General features: G+C 61.9%; 15 protein-coding genes and 1 pseudogene. 6 read left to right on the top strand and 10 right to left on the bottom strand.

Annotated elements, in window-relative coordinates; genetic code table 11:
- Positions 1 to 7: 7 nt before the first annotated feature.
- The 6 genes and pseudogenes from ACZYTC_RS03795 to ACZYTC_RS03770 form a co-directional block, all read right to left on the bottom strand.
- Complete coding sequence (locus ACZYTC_RS03795; protein WP_488988943.1) at positions 8 to 514, bottom strand: ADP-ribosylglycohydrolase family protein; 507 nt, start codon at positions 512 to 514, stop codon at positions 8 to 10.
- 76 nt (positions 515 to 590) lie between these two features.
- Positions 591 to 914, bottom strand: a pseudogene (locus ACZYTC_RS03790) (ADP-ribosylglycohydrolase family protein); the annotation flags it as partial.
- Positions 911 to 1,102: a hypothetical protein gene (locus ACZYTC_RS03785; RefSeq protein ID WP_434957336.1), complete on the bottom strand. Its 192-nt coding sequence runs from the start codon at positions 1,100 to 1,102 to the stop codon at positions 911 to 913. The gene ACZYTC_RS03785 and the pseudogene ACZYTC_RS03790, both read right to left, overlap by 4 nt.
- Before the next feature lie 338 nt (positions 1,103 to 1,440).
- Positions 1,441 to 1,791 (bottom strand): DUF1491 family protein, encoded by a 351-nt coding sequence (locus tag ACZYTC_RS03780; RefSeq protein ID WP_434957337.1) that lies wholly within the window; start codon positions 1,789 to 1,791, stop codon positions 1,441 to 1,443.
- Positions 1,788 to 2,585 (bottom strand): peptidoglycan-binding domain-containing protein, encoded by a 798-nt coding sequence (locus ACZYTC_RS03775; protein ID WP_488988942.1) that lies wholly within the window; start codon positions 2,583 to 2,585, stop codon positions 1,788 to 1,790. The genes ACZYTC_RS03780 and ACZYTC_RS03775 overlap by 4 nt, the downstream gene beginning before the upstream one ends.
- Entirely contained in the window at positions 2,578 to 4,326 is a 1,749-nt protein-coding gene (locus ACZYTC_RS03770) for a PAS domain-containing sensor histidine kinase (protein ID WP_488988941.1), read from the bottom strand. Before ACZYTC_RS03770 ends, ACZYTC_RS03775 begins: the two co-directional genes overlap by 8 nt.
- Positions 4,327 to 4,679: 353 nt before the next feature.
- Here ACZYTC_RS03770 and ACZYTC_RS03765 point away from each other — a divergent pair, with 353 nt between their 5' ends.
- A complete protein-coding gene (locus tag ACZYTC_RS03765; RefSeq protein ID WP_488988940.1) occupies positions 4,680 to 4,982 on the top strand; it encodes a hypothetical protein in 303 nt (100 codons plus the stop codon).
- Between the two features lie 41 nt (positions 4,983 to 5,023).
- Entirely contained in the window at positions 5,024 to 5,443 is a 420-nt protein-coding gene (locus ACZYTC_RS03760; protein WP_488988939.1) for a SufE family protein, read from the top strand.
- Positions 5,444 to 5,589: 146 nt separating this feature from the next.
- Here ACZYTC_RS03760 and ACZYTC_RS03755 read toward each other — a convergent pair whose 3' ends face one another.
- Entirely contained in the window at positions 5,590 to 6,009 is a 420-nt protein-coding gene (locus ACZYTC_RS03755; RefSeq protein WP_068288823.1) for a Ros/MucR family transcriptional regulator, read from the bottom strand.
- Positions 6,010 to 6,664: 655 nt separating this feature from the next.
- Between ACZYTC_RS03755 and msrB the strand changes: the two genes are divergently transcribed.
- From msrB to murJ, 4 genes are all read left to right on the top strand, one after another.
- On the top strand, positions 6,665 to 7,072 hold the full coding sequence (gene msrB, locus ACZYTC_RS03750; RefSeq protein WP_434957342.1) for a peptide-methionine (R)-S-oxide reductase MsrB: 408 nt from the start codon (positions 6,665 to 6,667) through the stop codon (positions 7,070 to 7,072).
- A 1-nt stretch (position 7,073) separates the two neighbouring features.
- Positions 7,074 to 9,209 carry a S9 family peptidase gene (locus tag ACZYTC_RS03745; RefSeq protein ID WP_488988938.1) on the top strand — a complete coding sequence of 712 codons (2,136 nt, stop codon included), beginning with the start codon at positions 7,074 to 7,076 and terminating at the stop codon, positions 9,207 to 9,209.
- A gap of 314 nt (positions 9,210 to 9,523) precedes the next feature.
- On the top strand, positions 9,524 to 10,123 hold the full coding sequence (locus ACZYTC_RS03740) for a superoxide dismutase (protein ID WP_434957344.1): 600 nt from the start codon (positions 9,524 to 9,526) through the stop codon (positions 10,121 to 10,123).
- Between the two features lie 699 nt (positions 10,124 to 10,822).
- Positions 10,823 to 12,352, top strand: coding sequence for a murein biosynthesis integral membrane protein MurJ (murJ, locus tag ACZYTC_RS03735; RefSeq protein ID WP_488988937.1), 1,530 nt, complete (start codon positions 10,823 to 10,825; stop codon positions 12,350 to 12,352).
- On the opposite strand, the gene ACZYTC_RS03730 is transcribed toward murJ, so the two are convergent.
- The 3 genes from ACZYTC_RS03730 to ACZYTC_RS03720 all read right to left on the bottom strand — a co-directional run bounded on the left by ACZYTC_RS03730 (position 12,330) and on the right by ACZYTC_RS03720 (position 15,421).
- Positions 12,330 to 13,370, bottom strand: coding sequence for a zinc-dependent alcohol dehydrogenase family protein (locus tag ACZYTC_RS03730; protein WP_441772052.1), 1,041 nt, complete (start codon positions 13,368 to 13,370; stop codon positions 12,330 to 12,332). The two genes, murJ and ACZYTC_RS03730, sit on opposite strands and share 23 nt — an antisense overlap.
- 71 nt (positions 13,371 to 13,441) lie before the next feature.
- The gene (locus ACZYTC_RS03725; RefSeq protein ID WP_488988936.1) at positions 13,442 to 14,827 is read right to left on the bottom strand and encodes a M20/M25/M40 family metallo-hydrolase; all 1,386 of its coding nucleotides are present in this window, start codon (positions 14,825 to 14,827) and stop codon (positions 13,442 to 13,444) included.
- A gap of 135 nt (positions 14,828 to 14,962) precedes the next feature.
- Positions 14,963 to 15,421, bottom strand: coding sequence for a response regulator (locus tag ACZYTC_RS03720; protein WP_434957348.1), 459 nt, complete (start codon positions 15,419 to 15,421; stop codon positions 14,963 to 14,965).
- Between the last annotated feature and the right edge of the window lie 139 nt (positions 15,422 to 15,560).

The following is a 15,560-nucleotide window of genomic DNA, read 5'->3' as shown; positions in this document are numbered from 1 at the left end:
CATTCTGTCAGTCGAGCGCGAGGGAACGGGCAGTCACGATAATGCTGTCGCCCCACAAGACCTTGTGCTGCCAGGCAGGCGGGATGTTGCTGCGTCCCCGAAGAGCACCGGCCAGTTGGCCCGTCACGGCGCCGATCGTATCGGCATCGCCTCCCAGGTTGACCGCATGCACGACGGCCTCTCTGAAGCAGGTCGACTGACTGACGGCCCACAAGGCAGCCTCGAGCGTGTGCATGACATAGCCAGTGGAGGAAATCTCATCGCGTCCCACCAGCCGCCAATCCGTGCCGGCGCAACGCCGCAGCCGCTCGGGAAGCCCATCCGGCAAGCACCTCGGCCGCAGCACGATTGCCGGCTCGGCACCGTGCAGGGCCTCGAAGAGCAGATCCGCGAAATAGACACAGGCCTCGACTGCCTCCTCGGCACCGTGGGTCAGGCGAGACTGGTCGGCCGCATCCCGCAAGGCTCGCTGCCGATCCCCGCGGGCCGCGATGACCACGGGAACAAGCCTCATCAAGGGAACCATTGCCGGCGGTATCGGGGGCAGTCGGGCCAGCGAATGGGTTGCCGTTGGCCTCATATCTAGCCAGTGCGGACGTGGTCACGCCGCCAATATCGAAGCATTCGCCGATCGCGCTCAGATGGCCGTATCGCCACCAATTGACGAAACGGTTCATGCAGTCCCGCGGATCGAGTTGTTTATGCTGCTGAAGACTTGCCGCCAGACACAATGCCATGGAGGTGTCGTCGGTTCAGGCCCCTGCCGGAAGGGCGAACGGTCCACCGCCGACGATGTCGGTCAGGGGAGTTTGGCTGTCACGGGTTGAAAATTCCAGTGTGGTGCCCAGCGCATCGGCGATGGCGAGCCCGAGGAGAGTCCTCTCGGCTCGGTCGAGATGGTCGCTCGAACTCACGCCTTACGATGGCGCTTTCCGCCACCGGTGCCACGACGAGGCTGGGGCGACTGACGATCGTCTTCCACGTGGCGCTCGATGCGCACACCGGTGAAGAACAGGATTTCGGCACTATGCTCGCGTGCCTCGTGCTCGCTCGGTTGGCGCGGGGCTTGGGGGTGTTTGGGAAATGGCAGGACGATGCTCATGGCGGGACCTATCAGCAGATTGCACCAGAAATCGAGACTCCGTTCGCTTTGCGGCATTAGCAGATAAGGAAAGTTAACAGTCTGTGTACGTACGCACTAAACACCGCCCGCCGTCACTGCGGCGTGACTCCGATGTGCGATTTTGCACATCGGAGCGCGATATTAAGGCCAAATGGCCCTTTTCGGGCAAAACGCGCCCAACAAAATAGGCGTAGGCCTTTTGGGCATGATGTCCGGCAAGACGTCGTCGGCAGTTCGGCCGGACTATGCACCCAAAGCCGTCGGTTGCGGAATCACGTTTTGATACATTGCAGAATGGTAATCCGGGCGGGCCTGCCTCAGCTTTCCTCGGCAAGGTCGAGAAAATGCCGGCCCTGGCGATCTTCCGCTTCGATCACCCAGAGATCCGGATCGAAGCGGAACTCGCGCTGCAATCGGGTCTCGACATCCAGCGGCGTCGCACCTGCTTGGGTGAGACGGACGAAGCGGCGCACGCCGTCGTCCTCGGTGATGAGCGATTGCGGTGCCGGCCCGTAAAGCACTGCGGTGCCGTCGAGATGGTCGATCTTGACGAAGATCGCTCCGGCCTCCTCCGAACCGCGCTGACGTAGCGCGGCGAAGGCGCCTTCCACCATGGCGCGGCGAAGATAGGCGGCGACGAACAGGCTGGATTTGAGACGCGCGCTCATTCTACCTTGGTACCGGAACGGGCCAATTCCTGCAGCAGCCGTGCCGAGATCTGGCCGGTCACGGGGAGTCCGCGATCCTTCTCGAAACGAGAAATGGCATTGCGCGTATCAGTGGCCATGAAACCGTCGACCTTCAAAGGACCGTAACCCTGCTTGGCTAGGGCCTTTTCCACACCCAGCACGCGCTTGTCGGGCTGGGGACCAGCGGTTGCCGCAGGCTCGCCATTGATGAGCGCGGCGATCTGATCCACTGGCGGAGCCGGCGGTGCTTCGGTGGCCCCGGACTCCGTGGTCAACAAGGGGCTGGAACTGGCGATGATCCTGGTGAGCAGGGCAGGACTGGACTGGCCGTCGACCGGCATGCCGTTATGCTGCTGGAAGGAGCGGATCGCCGCAGTGGTCTTGGGGCCGAGAACGCCATCGGCCAAGCCGTCATAGAGTCCTCGTTCCGCCAGCGCGAGCTGGACGTCGCGCAGCACGGCGACAGCATCCTGGGCCGCGGCATCGGCGGAACTGCGCTCGCCTGCAGCGGGTGCCTGGGGCGGCACCGGCACGGAGGGCGCCGACGCGGCAGAGCCACGCTGAGCGATGAAGGGAGACGTATGCGTGCCGTTCTGCAGAGCCAGCGCATTGACCAGGATCGCCAGGCCGAGGCCGCCCATGACGACCAAACCCGCAACCTCGGCCGGACGCTGCAGGACCACCCGCATGACACCGACATAGCGCGAGGGGGTCTCTTCGACCTTATCCGACAGCAGAAAATCGCGATCGGAACGGGCTAACGCTTCACGCACGCTTCTTCCCCAATTCTTCTTCAACAAAATGATCTTGGGCCGCCGGACGTACCGGCAGCGTTTCAATGGTGGCGCCACTGGCGAAGGCGCGGCGGGAGGCCTCACTTTCACAATCGGAGGGCAGCGACACGGTCACGGTGGTGCCATGGCCGATCAGACTGTCGACCTCCATGCCCCCGCCATGCAACTGGGCGAGCCCCTTCACGACGGAGAGGCCGAGGCCCGTGCCTTCATAAGTACGTTCATAATCCTTGGATGGCTTGCCGGCGGTCGACTGGAAGAAAGCTTCGCCCAGCCGCGGCACATCCTCGCGCGCCACGCCCACTCCGTCATCGGCGACGAAGAGAGCCACGCCATATTTCTCCTGCCGCGCGCCGATGGTGACGTGGCCTCCACGCTTGGTGAACTTGAGCGCGTTGGACATCAGGTTGAGGTAGATCTGGCGGCAGGCGCGCTTGTCGGCAATGATCGGCGGCATGTCGGGCGCGATCGCCGTCTCCAGGGAGATGCCGAGTTCCTGCGCCTTCAGCAGCAGGATATTGCGGCAATTCTCGATGAGATCGCGGATCTGGAAGGATTCCGGCACCAGTTCGAAGCTGCCGCTCTCGATCTTCGACATATCGAGAATGCCGTTGACCATCGACAGCAGATGATGGCCGCTGTCGTGGATCAGACCGGCATATTCATGCCGCCGCTCCGCCGACAGCTTCATCATCTCCTCGTTCAGCATCAGCTCCGAAAAGCCGATGATGGCGTTGAGGGGCGTGCGCAGCTCGTGGCTCATCGTGGCCAGGAAACGGCTCTTGGCGGCGTTGGCCTTCTCGGCCTCGATCTTGGCGTCGATGAGCTGGTGCTCATAGGCCTTGCGATCGGTGATGTCCTGCATGACGGCAACGGTCTGGCGATCGTCGTCCTCGCCCAGCGGTCGGCAGCGCATCTCCACCCACAGGAAGACCGGCGCGCCCTCCCCCTTGCGGCGCAGGCGGAATTCGACCGTCGAGCCCAGACCGTCCATCTCGGCGCTGGAGAGCGCCGACAGATAGGCGGGACGGTCGGCAATATGCACATAGTCGAACAGGCCCTGGCCGAGCAGTTCGGACGGTTCGGCGCCAAACAGGGCCTGGGATGCCGGCGAGGCATAGACGACCTGGCCGCGCTTGCCATGCCGGGTCACGAGGTCACTGATATTCTCGGCCAGCAAGGTATAGCGGGCCTCGCCGGACTTCACGAGCTGGCGGTCGTAACGCCGCAGCCGCAATTCCATCAGCACGATGCCACCGACGGCCGCAAGGGCGAGCACGACACCCGATCCGTCGAAGAAGCGGGCCGCAAGAGCCGGCGGCGCTGCGTTCGTGGTTCCCGCCAGCGCTATTGCCATGGCCGTCAGGCCGGCAAGCACCATGGCACGAATGACGATATTGCGCGCACCCGTCAGCAGCGAAATGGCAGGCACAATGGCAAGAAGGGCGTAAGCGGTCGCGCTATGGCCTCCGCTGTGGCGGGCCACCACGCCGGCAAAGCCACACACGGCAAGCACGGTCAACAGCGCCGCGACGTCGAGACGGCCGGTGACCGACAGACGCCAGACGATGGCCAGAAAGGCAGCGACCAGCACCATGACGCCACCGACGCCGAGGCTGGGCCCCCCCGAGAAAGCCAGGAAAGGTGGCACCAGTGTCAGGCCGAACAGCGCCGCTCCCAACAACATGGCAACGAAGGCACCATGCCGGGCTGCTGTCAAGGGATCGTGTTTCGCCGATCCGTGGACCAAACGGTCGACGGATGCCTTGGCGGATATGAACCAATCAAACTGACGCAACGCCCCGGCACGGCACTGTGGCCGCGCTCCCTACATGACCCGTCGACCATGGCAGCGCGTCCTTTAAACGAACCCTAAGAGATCGGCCCTCCCAGGCCGTTCCTGTGCTTAGAAAGGCCTCCAGACGGGCCAAGTGCCAAACATGGTGAACAATTCCTCACCAAGGGCGGCCCGCGCGTTAACCATCCCTTCACTTTGCCGCCGCCCGTGCGGTCCGTCACGCCCGTGTCGATGGTGCTCATGCTAGAATTAGCCATCGATCGGGAGCCCATGACGTGTTCTTCATTCTGCGCATGATGTTCTGGCTTGCCGTGGTTGCCCTGCTGCTGCCGGCGTCGCCGGCCCCGCACGACAGGCAAGCCTCGGCAAAACTGTCGGCCAGTACCTTGGCCGACAAGGCTGTCAGCGCGGCATTGTCCTATTGCGCCACCAGTCCCCAGCAATGCGCCGCCGGCCTGGCCGGTGCCAGGCAGCTCGGTGGCTTGCTGGCCGGCCCGAGCGACGACGTCGCCACCGCCCCGGCCCCGGCTGCTCAGCGCTTTACCGCCCTGCCGCCACCGCGCCCGGCCATTCCCTGAGAAGGCTTTTTCTTCTCTGGCATCTCCCCTATATGAAGGAGATGAGCAGCCAGAACATCGACACCATCATCGAAAACTTCGAGCTCCTGGACGATTGGGAAGATCGCTATCGCTACCTGATCGAGCTCGGCAAGACGCTCGAACCCCTGCCGGACGAGGCGCGGACCGCGGCCAACAAGGTGCAGGGCTGTGTCAGCCAGGTCTGGCTCGTCACCCATTGGAAGGATGGGCGCGCAACCTTTCAGTGCGACAGCGACGCCTTTATCGTGCGCGGCCTGTTGGCAATCCTGGTCGCTGTCTATGCCGGCCACACGGCCTCGGAGATCCTGGCCATCGACGCGCTCGAAATCTTCCGCGACCTGCAGCTTCAGGAACATCTCACGCCGCAGCGTTCCAACGGGCTGAAATCATTCGTCGAACGCATTCGCAGCGATGCCCGGCAGGTGCTGGTCACGACCTGACCGCTTCCGCATCGAACATCTTGCTAGAGCATCGTGCCAAAAAGTGGACGCCGGCTTTCGGGACGATGCTGTAGATACTTCAAACAACAAGAGCCGGATGCGTGGCATCCGGCTCTTGTTGTCGTTCCGGCATCGCCGTAGCGAAATTACCGTCCCTTGCGGCGACGCTGCTGCCCCAGGCCCATCTGCTTGGCCAGGTTGGAGCGGGCCTGAGCATAGTTGGGGGCGACCATCGGATAGTCAGCCGGCAGAGCCCACTTCTCGCGGTATTCTTCCGGCGAGATATTGTACTGCGTGCGCAGATGACGCTTCAGGGACTTGAACTTCTTACCGTCCTCGAGGCAGATGATGTAGTCAGCCGTCACCGACTTCTTGATCGGAACAGCCGGCTTGGGAGCCTCGGCCGGCACTTCCTGCACGCCGCTGGTGATACGCTGAAGAGCACCATGGACCTCATTGATCAAGCCAGGCAGGTCCGATGCAGCAACCGAATTGTTGCTCACATAGGCCGAGACGATATCCGCCGCTAGCTCGATGAAGTTGGTGTTGTTGGATCCGTCGCTCATGGTAAATCGACTTTCTTTTTTTGGTCTGATTTAACTAAATGTTCACCACCGGCTACACTGCCGCGCCATTCATTAACAGCAGTGCAGGCCATACATCCGCTTCGCAACTTTGGAATCGCGAATTTCGAATTGCGCACTGATGTAAACTCTCAAATCTTATCAATCAAGATCTTTTGCAAGACAAGCATGAATTTTGCACTACGCCGCTTCTGATTACTGCCATGAAAACATGCAACCGCCTACGTAAGACGCGCCCCTATCACAAATGGGTACTGGAACACCCGATCGGACTATCTGATCTGCACTGACAACCGGATAGGTCGCCTCTGGCATCACCACAGACAGCAATTGTAAAAAGGCGCACATGACCAGCGCATTACGCAGCATCGCCGCGACTGCCGCCAATCAGACGCCGATGAGAAAGCTCCGGAGTTAGACCGACTTCCCTTGCGACAATTGCCATCCCGGCAAACAGCAAACGCAAATTTGCAAGCTTGCCTCCGAATTCAACATGACACTGAATTGCGAACTGTCGTCCCACTCCCTATTTACGACGAACTGAATAGTCTTCAAACGCTCGGCTCGTCGAATCAGCCGCAAAGTATGTCTATCGTTTCGATAGCATCCCTTTGCGGCAAAATATTGGGAGACACTTGTGCCAAACAAGAAAGTTAACAAAACAGACACGGAATGGCGGACGCTTCTTTCTCCAGAACAATACCACATTACCCGCGAGCGCGGCACGGAGCGTGCTTTTACCGGGCCGTTCTGGAACTCCAAAGAAAAGGGCACCTATTCCTGCGTCTGCTGCGGCGAGGAATTGTTCCGATCCGATACCAAGTTCGACTCGGGCTGCGGCTGGCCGAGTTACTTCGAACCCGTGCATGCGAATGCGGTAGTCGAGTTGGAGGACAGATCCTACGGCATGCGCCGCGTCGAGATCCGTTGCGCGGCTTGTGATGCCCATCTCGGCCATGTCTTCCCGGATGGTCCGCCTCCCACCGGCCTGCGCTACTGCATCAATGGCCATTCCATGAATTTCACGCCCGACCAGAAGGCATGAGATGACGATTTCTTCCCCTATTCTGCCGCCTATCGCCGAAAAACGGCCAAGCAAGCGCATCGTTCACGGTATTACATTACAGGACGACTATGCTTGGCTGCGGGCCGACAACTGGCAAGAAGTGCTGCGTGACGGTTCGACGCTGCCCGCCGACATCAAGGCCCATCTCGAGCAGGAAAATCGCTATGCCGACGCCCAGCTTGCGGGTGGCGAGCATTTGCGGAGCGTGCTGTTCGAAGAGCTCAAGGGGAGAATCAAGGCCGACGATTCCTCGGTACCCTCGCCGGACGGGCCGTTCGACTACTATTCGCGTTTTCGGCAGGGCGGACAGCATCGTCTGTTCTGCCGGCGTTCGCGCGATGGCGGCGAGGAAACGATACTGCTGGACGGCGACGCTCTGGCAAAGGGCAAGAGCTTCTTCGCCTTTGGCGGCTTTGCCCCTTCGCCCGACCACCGGCTGATCGCCTGGAGTTGCGATGAGAACGGTTCGGAGTTTCATACGATACGCCTGCTCGATACTTCGAAAGACGTAATGCTGGCGGACAATACTCCCGATACGGAGGGTGAGGCTGTCTGGCTCGCCGATGGATCTGGCTTCTACTATGTGCGGCTCGACGAAAACCATCGTGCCTCTAGCGTGTGGCTGCATCGTCTGGGAACCCCGACCGGCACCGACCGCCTGGTCTACGAAGAGGCCGATGCCGGCATGTTCGTCGGCCTGTCGCAGACCCAGTCGCGCCGCCTGGCGACCATCGACATCCACGACCATGAAACCTCGGAAGTTCGGATCATCCGCCTCGACGATGCCGACGGCACGGTGCATCTGATCGCCGCGCGTCAGGAAGGCGTCCAATATGAGATCGAGCATCGCCCCCTGCCCGGCGGGACGGACCAGTTGCTGATCCTGACCAATCTCGACGACGCCGAGGACTTTCGTATCATGACTGCGCCTCTGGCGAAGCCGGATCAGGTGACTTCGGCGCAAGCGACTTCGGCCCAAACGTCCTGGCGCGACCTCATCCCGCATAAGCCGGGCCGCTATATTCTCGATATCGTGCTGCTGGCGGATTGGCTGGTTCGGCTCGAACGTGAAGACGGCCTGCCTCGCATCGTGATCCGGTCCTTGTCGAGTGGCGAGGAACACGCCATCGATTTTGCCGAGGAAGCCTATTCCCTGTCACTCGACGGCGGCATGGAATTTACGACCGACCAGATCCGCTTCGTCTATTCCTCGATGACCACGCCGGCCGAGACCTATGACTACGACATGCGCTCGCGCGAACGCATCCTGCGCAAACGGCAGGAGGTTCCGTCCGGGCACGATCCCCAGCTTTATGTCACGCGCCGGGTCTTCGCCCCAACGGCGGATGGCGAAAGCGTGCCGATCAGCCTGCTCTATCGCAAGGAAACGGCGCTGGATGGCTCGGCACCGCTCCTACTTTACGGTTATGGCGCCTATGGCCTGTCCATGCCGGCCCAGTTTTCCACCAATGCCCTATCGCTGGTCGACCGCGGCTTCGTCTATGCCATCGCTCATATCCGCGGCGGCACGGAGAAAGGCTGGCGCTGGTATCGCGAGGGCAAGCTCGCAAAGAAGCCGAACACCTTCCAGGATTTCGTCGCGGCCGGCAGTTATCTGGCCGAGCGCGGTTTTACGGCCCGCAAGAGAATCATCGCTCATGGCGGTTCGGCCGGCGGCATGCTGATGGGGGCGATCGCCAATCTCGCCCCCGATCTGTTCGGCGCCATCGTAGCGGAAGTGCCGTTTGTCGATGTGCTTACCACCATGCTCGACGACAGCCTGCCCCTCACTCCGCCGGAATGGCCCGAATGGGGCAATCCGATCGAAGACGAGGCAGCTTTCCGCACAATTCTCTCCTACAGCCCGGTCGACAACGTGACCGCACGCCCCTATCCGCCGATTCTGGCGCTCGCCGGCCTGACCGATCCGCGCGTGACCTATTGGGAACCGGCCAAATGGGTGGCAAGGCTGCGAGAGAAGAACCCGCACGGCAATCCGGTGATCTTCAAGGTGAACATGGATTCAGGCCATGGCGGGGCTTCCGGGCGTTTCGAACGGCTGAAGGAAGTGGCTCTGGTCCAGGCCTTCGCCCTGCAGACGATGGGCGCGGCATGACTTGACGCCCGCCCGGCAGGCACAGTTTTGTCCGGCCGGGCGGGCTCGAACAGGCTTGCATAAAATCATGCCAATCATTCTACCAAATCTGTTCCCTTCCAGGACCATCCCGCTTAAGTTTGCCCGCCGACGGTGCATCGGCCTTTCCGTCCGCTCCGGCGGGCGGCGGGCTTGTGACCGCCACCCATTCATTCGGCTCCCGCCCGGATGACTGCGAGGTCTTCGATCTCGTGGCAACCGTTGGGAACACAAGAGGGGCGGGCTGCGTTTTGTAGCCATGCCCGTCGCCATCATGCCACTTCATGAGGAACACCATGTCCTTCACGCTTCCCGAACTGACCTACTCCTATGATGCCCTCGCGCCCTATATGTCGCGCGAAACGCTGGAGTTCCATCACGACAAGCATCACCTTGCCTATGTGAACAATGGCAACAACCTGCTCAAGGGCACGGAGTGGGAAGGCAAGAGCCTCGAGGACATCGTCAAGGGGTCCTTCGGCAAGAATGCCGGCCTGTTCAACAATGCCGGCCAGCACTACAACCATCTACACTTCTGGAAGTGGCTGAAGCCGAATGGCGGCGGTGCGATCCCGGGCAATCTCGAAAAGGCCATCGTCGACGGCCTCGGCTCGGTGGACAAGGCCAAGGAAGAGTTCATCCAGGCCGGCGTCACCCAGTTCGGCTCTGGCTGGGCCTGGCTCGCCGTCAAGGACGGCAAGGTCGTCATCGCCAAGACACCGAACGGCGAGAGCCCGCTGGTACATGGCGCCACCCCGATCCTCGGCGTCGACGTCTGGGAACATTCCTATTACATCGACTACCGCAACCGCCGCCCCGATTATCTCAAAGCCTTCGTCGACAGCCTGGTGAACTGGGAATATGTCGCCGAGCTCTATGAAGCAGCGGTGAAGTAAGCAGTTCCGGAGCGCCAATCGGATCGATTGACGCTCCGCCCCTGGCAGAGATCGTGCTGCGCTTCCCGGCAATCCATCGGGTCGCAAGGCGTCTTCCGGCAGATCTGTCGAGAATCCGAGGGCGGAGTTTTCTCCGCCCTTTCGTATTTTTGGAGATTTCGCTGCCAACCGGCCTCATCCGGCGATCAGCCCTGCCCTATTTTTTGCACAAAGTCTGAATGCCAAATCTAGGGGGTATCCAGTAATCATCTGATATCGTTTGGCTTTCCAAAAATTTGGTATCGGGACACCTGCCATCGCCACGCATGGCTCGCTTAGCAGCCATGCAAACTCAGCAATTGTTTATTGTGCGGCGCACACTAAACTAATCCTCATCAGACGGCGCGGAACTTGTTCCCCGTTTGATAGCCCTCCTTGGGCGTTTCCTCCCTAGACTTGGGCCGCAGCGCAAGCTGCGGCCTCTTTCTTTTCAGGGCCCTTTGCACTTTGATGCAATTGGCGAGAATCACAAGTCAGGCCGAAACAAACGGGAGATCGAACCAGCGTCCATCTCGGAACATACTCGGCACACACGGTGGCTTCTCCACCGAAAATCCATCCCGCCATCACCCGCTAGCAACCTTTTCAAGGCGATAGTGCCTGTTCCCGCCGTTCAAAGCCGCGTATAGGGCGGAGCGGTTGTCACGATAGGCCCTCTCCTTGCTGAAGAACATTCTTTCCATCGGCGCCTGGACCATGGTGTCGCGCGTGACCGGTTTTGTCCGGGACGCCATGATGGCCGCCCTGATGGGAAGCGGCCCCGCGGCGGAGGCCTTCATCGTCGCCTTTCGCCTGCCGAATAATTTCCGCGCCATCTTCGGCGAAGGGGCCTTCAACGCCTCCTTCGTGCCGGCCTACACCAGGGTCCACCAGCAGGACGGCGACGACGCCGCGCGGCTGTTCCAGGGGCGGATCGTCTCGATATTGTTGATCTCGCAGGTGATTCTGCTGGGATTGGTGCTGATCTTCACACCTCAATTCGTCGGCTTGAATGCGCCGGGCTTCGAGGGCGAACGCTTCGATCTCGCCGTCACGCTCACCCGCATCACCTTTCCCTATCTCATCCTGATCACCCTCGCCACGCTCTATGGTGGCGTGCTCAATGCCGTCGGGCGCTTCACAGCCGCCGCGGCAGCGCCAATCCTGCTCAATGTAGCGATGATCGCCACCCTCCTCGCGCATCACTGGTTTCCGACCACCGCCCACGCCGCGGCCTGGGGCCTCACCGTCTCCGGTGTTCTGCAGCTCGGCTTCATGCTGTGGGCAGCGCACCGGGCTCGTGTCCTTGCCAAGCCGGAGCCGATACGGCTCGACGCGCCGGTGAAAGCCTTCTTCAAGGCGCTGGGGCCGGCCACCATCGGCTCGATGGGTACGCAAATCGCCATCTTCGCCGACACCATCATCGCTTCGCTGCTGTCGGCCGGTGCGGTGGCGGCGCTTTATTATGCCGATCGCATCAATCAATTGCCGCTCGGCATCATCGGCATCGCGGCCGGCACGGTGATCCTGCCGCAGATGAGCCGGCTTCTGGCGGCCGGACAGGTCGAGGAAGCGCACGCCGCGCAACGGCGCACCATCTTCCTGACCTGGCTGCTGGCCGCGCCTTTTCTCGCCGGTTTTCTTGCCGTTCCCGATCTGATCATGCGCGCGCTGTTCATGCGCGGCGCTTTCACGGCCGCCGATGCCGAGGCGGCCTCCAGTGCCCTTCTCGCCTATGGCGCGGGCCTGCCGGCCGTGGTGCTGATCCGGTCGGCCGTGGCCAGCTTCTACGCCCGCGGCGATACGGCGACGCCGCTCTGGGCCTCCCTCACCGGCATCGGCGTCAACATCCTTCTGAAGATCATCCTGATGGGACCGCTGCAGCAGGCGGGCCTTGCCCTGGCGACCTCGCTCGGCGCCTGGGTTAATCTCGGCATCCTGGCTGCCCTGGCTAGCCGCCGCCACTTCATGCATCTCGACCGCCGCCTCTATGCCATGCTGGCCTGCGTCGCCCTGGCGACCGTTACCGCCGGCTTGGCGATGTATGCGGCGGCCACAGGCCTGGTGCCGCTCCTGGCCGGGCTTTCGCATGTCGGCGACATCGTCAGCCTCGCGCTTGTCGGCATCGTCGGGGCCGCTTTCTACGGCGCCACGGTCTACTTCGCCTTCGGTACGGCGGGCATGAATTTCAAAAGCGCGTTACGACGCTGATGCCGATGCCGTCGAAGCGGTCCATGCGCATCAGGGCTTCGGGTGCCTCGTCGAGGCCGATGCGGCTGCCGACCAGCTTCTGAGGCGCCAACTTGCCAGCGGCGATCATGTCGAACATCGCCTGGTAGCGAAAAGCCTGCATGCCATGGCTGCCGAGGATCTCGAGTTCATAGGCGATCACCCGATCCATCGGAATGGCCGGCCTGGCATGGTCGCCCAGCATCAGGCCGACCTGAATGTGACGACCGCGCCGACGCAGATTACCAATCGAATTGACGCTGGTGACGGGATGGCCGAGCGCGTCCAGAGAGACTTGCGCGCCGCCTCCCGTAAGATCGCGGACCGCGGCTACGACATCTTTGGTCTGCGCCGCATTGATCGTCGCCACCGCACCTAGTTGGCGGGCGAAATCCAGCTTTTCCTCGGTCAGGTCGATGGCCACGACATTGGCGCCGACGGCGCTGGCGATCATGATCGCCGACAACCCGACGCCGCCACAGCCATGCACGGCGACCCAGTCGCCTGGCCGGACCCGGCCCTGGTCGACCACCGCCCTGAAGGAAGTGGCAAAGCGGCAGCCCAGGCTCGCCGCCGTCGCCGAATCGAGGGTTTCGGGCAGCTCGACCAGATTGGCGTCGGCGAAATCGAGCGCAACGAATTCCGCGAAAGACCCCCAGCCCGTGAAGCCGGGCTGGAACTGCTGTTCGCAAACCTGCTGGTTGCCGCCGGCGCATTCGCGGCAACGGCCACAGCCCGCAACGAAAGGCACGGTAACGCGCTGCCCCGCGCGCCAGCGCCCGACCCGGCTGCCCACCGCCACGATCGTGCCCGCCAGTTCATGGCCGGGCACATGGGGCAACACGATATCGGGGTCGTGCCCCATCCAGCCATGCCAGTCGCTGCGGCACAGGCCGCTAGCCTCGACCTTGACGACGACGCCTTCCGGCGCCGGGGTCGGATCGGGCACGGTCTGTACTCTCGGCGGCTGCCCGAATTGTTCGAAGACGACGGCTTTCATGATCGACCCGCATCACATGTCGCGAAAGGGCGACAGGGCCGGCCTCGGGCCGGCCCTGATCAAGATGACCCTTATTTGGCGAGTGCGTCGAGAATGCGCACCCAGGAGCGAATGCCCTTGTGGAAGCTGCGCACGTCGTATTTCTCGTTCGGCGAGTGGATCTGGTCGTCCTCCAGGGCAAAGCCGATCAGGAGCGAATCGATGCCGAGGATGCGCTGCATGTCGCCGACCACCGGGATCGACCCGCCCGACCCGATCATCGGCGCCGTGCGGCCCCATTCTTCCGCCAGTGCCGCACGCGCCTTGGCCAGCGGTTCGCTGTCCGTCGGTACGGCGATCGCCGGTCCCATGCCATGCGACTGGAATTCGGCCTTGCAGTCCGCCGGCAGGCGATCGGTCACGAACTTGCGGAAGGCAGCCTGCACCTTTTCGGGTTCCTGGCCCGCCACGAGGCGGAACGACACCTTGGCGAAAGCCTGCGCCGCGATCACCGTCTTGGCGCCCTCGCCCTCATAGCCGCCACTGATGCCGTTGACGTCACAGGTCGGACGCACGGTGATCTGCTCGAGCACCGTCCGGTCCTTCTCTCCCGCCGGCACCTTCAGGCCGACTTCGGCCAGATAGGCCTTGCCATCGAAATCGAGGGCAGCCCACTCGGCCTTCACCGCGTCCGGCAATTCCTTCACGCCGTCATAGAAACCCGGCACGGTGACGCTGCCATTATCGTCATGCAGGGCGGCCAGAATCTTCGACAGCACCCGGATAGGGTTCTGGGCAGCACCGCCATACATGCCAGAATGCAGGTCGCGGCTGGCCGCCTTGATGGTGACTTCCTCATAGACCATGCCGCGCAGCATGGTGGTGATGGCAGGGGTATCGCGGTCCCACAGGTCGGTATCGCAAACCAGGCAGAAATCGGCCTTCAACTCGTCCCTATTCTCCTTGAGGAACGGCACGAGGCTGCGCGAGGACGATTCTTCTTCGCCCTCCAGGAAGACCGTCACGTCGACGGGCAGTTCTCCCTCGGTCTCGATCAAGGCGCGACAGGCCTCGATGAAGGTCATCACCTGGCCCTTGTCGTCGGAAGCGCCCCTGGCGACGATGATGTCGCCATGCGGGCCGGGCTTGCGTACCGGCTCGAACGGCTTGGTGTGCCACAGATCGAGCGGATCCGGCGGCTGCACGTCATAATGGCCATAGAACAGCACATGCGGCACGCCGGCCTTGCCGGTGCGGCGATGTCCCACCACCATGGGATGGCCGATCGTCTTGCGAGGCGAGGCGTCGAAGCCGACGTCCCTCAGCACCGCGGCTGCCCATTCGGCAGCTTTCTGGCAATCGCCGGCATAGGCGCTGTCGGCGGAGATCGAGGGGATGCGGAGAAATTCGAACAGCCGGTCGAGGCTGGCATCGAGTGCCTTGTCGGCAGCATCGAGCGCTTTATTGATGTCAGACATGGGCCTTAACGATGCGGGTGAGAAAGCGCCAAGCTAGCGCGCCTTGCCCACTCTGGGTAGGGCCGACTTGCCTCTCAACGTCGTTTTCGGCCTATAACTTTGCCCTCCCCTCGTAAGGGGAGGGCAACCGCATGGTCAGCTCGCAAGGCTCCGCATCCGAGCGGTGAGCCGCGTACGCTGAATCATCGATCCCACCCGCCGATAGATCTGCCGCGGCGACACCGGCTCGGTCAGCACGGCATCGAAACCAGCCTGAGTGGCGGTAAGAAGCGCGGAACGGTTGGGCTGGTTTGCGATCAGCAGAATCGGCACTTCGCGCAACTCGCCCCCTTCATCCTGGCTGAGTGCCCCCAACAACGCAAAGGCATCGGCAAGCACCGGCAGTGCGATCACCACACCCAGTGGCGGATCCCGGCGCGCCATCTCCAAAGCATCCACGATGCCCGAAGCAAGTCTGACTTTGGTCATACCGAAATCCAGGAGGTTCTCACGCCAAAACTCGGCAACCTCCTGGTTTGGATTGACCACCAAAACATCAGCAGATTGTATTACTTTTCTATTCGAACGATCATTCAGTATAGATGCGCCATCCATCGCCCAAGAGCCTCCAGCAATCGCGCTTCAAAAGCTCATACGCCAAGGGTACCCAAACGTATATGCTGATCCAATACCTCACCAGGAAGGCTAGGAATGCAATACGGGAAATTTGACGTAGGCGACCCGAATAACGGTG

This window comes from Labrys sp. F242 (genome assembly GCF_057813875.1).
This window is presented reverse-complemented; position numbering and strand designations above follow the sequence as displayed.

Excerpts from the sequence above, each read along its gene's own strand:
- ACZYTC_RS03780 (WP_434957337.1), bottom strand. The coding sequence starts at position 1,791 with ATGAGCGCGCGTCTCAAATCCAGCCTGTTCGTCGCCGCCTATCTTCGC.
- ACZYTC_RS03725 (WP_488988936.1), bottom strand. The coding sequence starts at position 14,827 with ATGTCTGACATCAATAAAGCGCTCGATGCTGCCGACAAGGCACTCGAT.
- ACZYTC_RS03785 (WP_434957336.1), bottom strand. The coding sequence starts at position 1,102 with ATGAGCATCGTCCTGCCATTTCCCAAACACCCCCAAGCCCCGCGCCAA.
- ACZYTC_RS03730 (WP_441772052.1), bottom strand. The coding sequence starts at position 13,370 with ATGAAAGCCGTCGTCTTCGAACAATTCGGGCAGCCGCCGAGAGTACAG.
- ACZYTC_RS03745 (WP_488988938.1), top strand. The coding sequence starts at position 7,074 with ATGACGATTTCTTCCCCTATTCTGCCGCCTATCGCCGAAAAACGGCCA.
- ACZYTC_RS03740 (WP_434957344.1), top strand. The coding sequence starts at position 9,524 with ATGTCCTTCACGCTTCCCGAACTGACCTACTCCTATGATGCCCTCGCG.
- ACZYTC_RS03755 (WP_068288823.1), bottom strand. The coding sequence starts at position 6,009 with ATGAGCGACGGATCCAACAACACCAACTTCATCGAGCTAGCGGCGGAT.
- ACZYTC_RS03760 (WP_488988939.1), top strand. The coding sequence starts at position 5,024 with ATGAGCAGCCAGAACATCGACACCATCATCGAAAACTTCGAGCTCCTG.
- ACZYTC_RS03795 (WP_488988943.1), bottom strand. The coding sequence starts at position 514 with ATGAGGCTTGTTCCCGTGGTCATCGCGGCCCGCGGGGATCGGCAGCGA.
- ACZYTC_RS03720 (WP_434957348.1), bottom strand. The coding sequence starts at position 15,421 with ATGGATGGCGCATCTATACTGAATGATCGTTCGAATAGAAAAGTAATA.